Origin of the sequence: Bradyrhizobium sp. (assembly GCF_035570375.1) — a bacterium.
GTDB lineage: Bacteria > Pseudomonadota > Alphaproteobacteria > Rhizobiales > Xanthobacteraceae > Bradyrhizobium.
Genome location: NZ_DATMLW010000089.1, coordinates 1 through 2,736, shown reverse-complemented (window position 1 = coordinate 2,736; position 2,736 = coordinate 1). Strand labels below are relative to the sequence as shown.

The 2,736-nt window shown below is 60.6% G+C and carries 2 protein-coding genes; one reads left to right on the top strand and one right to left on the bottom strand.

What is annotated here, in order from left to right; all coding sequences use genetic code 11:
- Positions 1–1,279: 1,279 nt before the first annotated feature.
- On the bottom strand, positions 1,280–1,594 hold the full coding sequence (locus VNX23_RS09955; RefSeq protein WP_325629520.1) for a hypothetical protein: 315 nt from the start codon (positions 1,592–1,594) through the stop codon (positions 1,280–1,282).
- On the opposite strand from VNX23_RS09955, the gene VNX23_RS09950 reads away from it, so the two are divergent.
- Positions 1,567–2,673, top strand: coding sequence for a patatin-like phospholipase family protein (locus VNX23_RS09950; protein ID WP_325629518.1), 1,107 nt, complete (start codon positions 1,567–1,569; stop codon positions 2,671–2,673). The two genes, VNX23_RS09955 and VNX23_RS09950, sit on opposite strands and share 28 nt — an antisense overlap.
- Positions 2,674–2,736 lie beyond the last annotated feature (63 nt).

Sequence of the window (2,736 nt, the reverse complement as noted above, 5' to 3'; positions counted from 1 at the left end):
ATCGGCTATTTCCCCGTGGGAGTCAGCAAACGGCATTCGTTCAATCACTTCCAGATCGGCCGGAAAAAGGGCGGTTTTGACCGGGTCCGCCTCGGTCCGTTTTTCAAATTTCGATTTTGTGCGGTAAACTGGGTGTCTGAGAGATTTCCTCGGATGTACAGGAATCCCCAGTTAAATAACGCGTTGGCGGTCTTTAGAAGATCACTGGCGCGTTATTTCGTTATGGGTGGGCGCAATGCTCTGTCTTCAGCCAGTTTTGGGTTGATTGCTCGTCCAAGAAGCCGGTCACATAGTCGATCTTTCCCAACTGCCAGAGGTGCACCACCGATCCCGGCTCGATCTGCCCTAAATCGGCAGCCACCACGATGAACTGTTCGATTTACGATAGCCGGCGGCACCGGCCAGAGGGCGGAATTCACCCATGATTTGCTGGCCTCCCGGCAGTCGACTGTTCGTAAATCAAGCATTTTGCCGACAGATGTAAAGCCCCTGTTTGCTCTCAACCACGGCACAAAGAGAAGGCCCGGCGCTGATACACCGGGCCAGTCAACATTGCGGTCTCCAGACCGGCTGCGCCAGGGCACAGTCGGTCCCGCGATCACAACCCGGGCAAACGAGGAATGTTCCAATGGGATTGTCGCGAATTGCGTTGGCACAATGTCGATCAAAATCCTTCATAAAAAGAACAGATTACACCCGACAATAGATGTCATCCATGGGGGGCTAGCAGGAGAGATCCCATGGACGAGCACTCAAAAGGCGAGATTTGGGACTTAGTCGCCGGTACTTTCATAGTCGTTTCGGTCTTTACTGGCATGGCCTTCATCATCGTTAGCGCCGTTCACTTATAGACGGCTCAACCGGCACAGCCAGCCGCGCCCGCAAATCGTCCTCGATCATGGCGAACACGCATCGACTAAACATCTCGACGACGGTGCCCGCCAACACGCTTTTCTCAGAATTTGCGCACCAAGCGCGACAGCAAGTTGATGTACCTCACTGCCTGGATCGCTTCTTTCGTGCGCTTACCATGCCGATAATTCCCATTCTGCTCGCCGGTCGGTGCGCCGCCCCGGGCTCCGTGCATCCGACAGACGCGACAGCCGCTTACCGCGGGCGCACGACAGCGCTTCCCCGTTCGTTTCGATTTGGCTTTGCACCGAGGTGCGTCGTGAGCGCTTTGCATGGGGTTGATGATCATTTCGATTTGGTACCTCCCCCCACCCCATCTGGATCAGGCTGCCTTGCCTCGCTGAGGATCGGCATAGGCCCCTCGGAATTAGCTGCCAGCAGAGCAGGAGATGCTGCATTGCGCTGCACGCTTACCGACCCTCGCGAATTTGATATCCTGCTCCGTGCGATCATACCAGTCAGCCAGGTGAGGGATCGGATGCAATTCCATCATTTGAAACGACGCGAAATCATGCTGCTCGGCGGCGCGGCAGCTGCTTGGCCGCTCGGGGCCGGATGGATTCAGGGCCGCAACATCCCCATGAACGCGCGATAATGCCGCACGGTCACTGCCGGGCACCGTTGCGCCGACGAAACGCGGGAAGGATTCCGTCAATGGATCAAGAACGATCAGCTCCAGCACCGAGGCTCCGCAACGTCGGTGTCGCCCTGCAAGGCGGCGGCTCGCACGGCGCGTTCACCTGGGGCGCCCTCGACCGGTTGCTTCAGGAGCCCGCCTTCGCCGTCGACAGCGTTACGGGCACGAGTGCCGGCGCAATGAACGCGGTAGTGCTGGCCGACGGCGTCGCGCGTGGCGGCGCCGCGGAGGCGCGCAAGGCGCTGCGGCTGTTCTGGGAGTCGGTTGCGAGCATCCCGGGGCTAGCAACGTTCTTCGCGCCGGCGGCCGGCAGTTTCGGCGAGGTCTGGCATCTCGACAATTCGCCGGCCTACATCTTCTTCGACATGATGAGCCGCATCTGGTCGCCCTACGATCTCAATCCGCTCGGCTATCATCCACTGCGCGGCCTGCTCGCGGAACAGGTCGACTTCGAGCGCCTGCGGGCGCAGGACCGCGTCCGCGTCATGCTGTGCGCGACCAATGTGCGCACCGGCCGGCGTCGCATCTTCGATACCAGGGACGTTTCGCTCGACGCCGTTCTCGCCTCAGCGTGCCTTCCATTCGTCTTTCCCGCCGTCGAGATCGACGGCGAGCCCTATTGGGATGGCGGCTATACCGGCAATCCCGCGATCGCCCCGTTCCTGCGCGAGGGCTGTGTCAACGACCTGATCATCATCGGCATCAACCCGCTCGTGCGCGACGAAACGCCGCGCCACGCCCGCGACATCATCAACCGTGTCAACGAGATCAGCTTCAACTCGACGTTCTGGCTGGAGCTGACCGCGATCGCGGTGATCATCGACATGGTGGACGAGGGGTTGATCGACGCCGCGCGTGTCCCTGGCATTCATTTCCACGGCATCGACGCCGGTCACATCCTCGCGGCGCTCGGCGCCTCGAGCAAAATGAACAACAGCCGGGCCTTCATCGATTACCTGTTCGGCCTCGGCAGCGTGGCCGCCGATACCTGGCTCGCCGAGAACCGCACGGCGATCGGCCAGCGATCGACGCTTGACCTCAAACGGCTGCTGCCCGTCGACTTCGCATTGTTCCGCCATGCGGCACGGGCGTCGAGGCCAGGCGTCAGCCCGCCCCGTGAATGAGCGGGGCGGGCGATGATCGAGGGCTGCTTTCTCACTCGTTCGCTCATGTCGGCTCTTGGCACA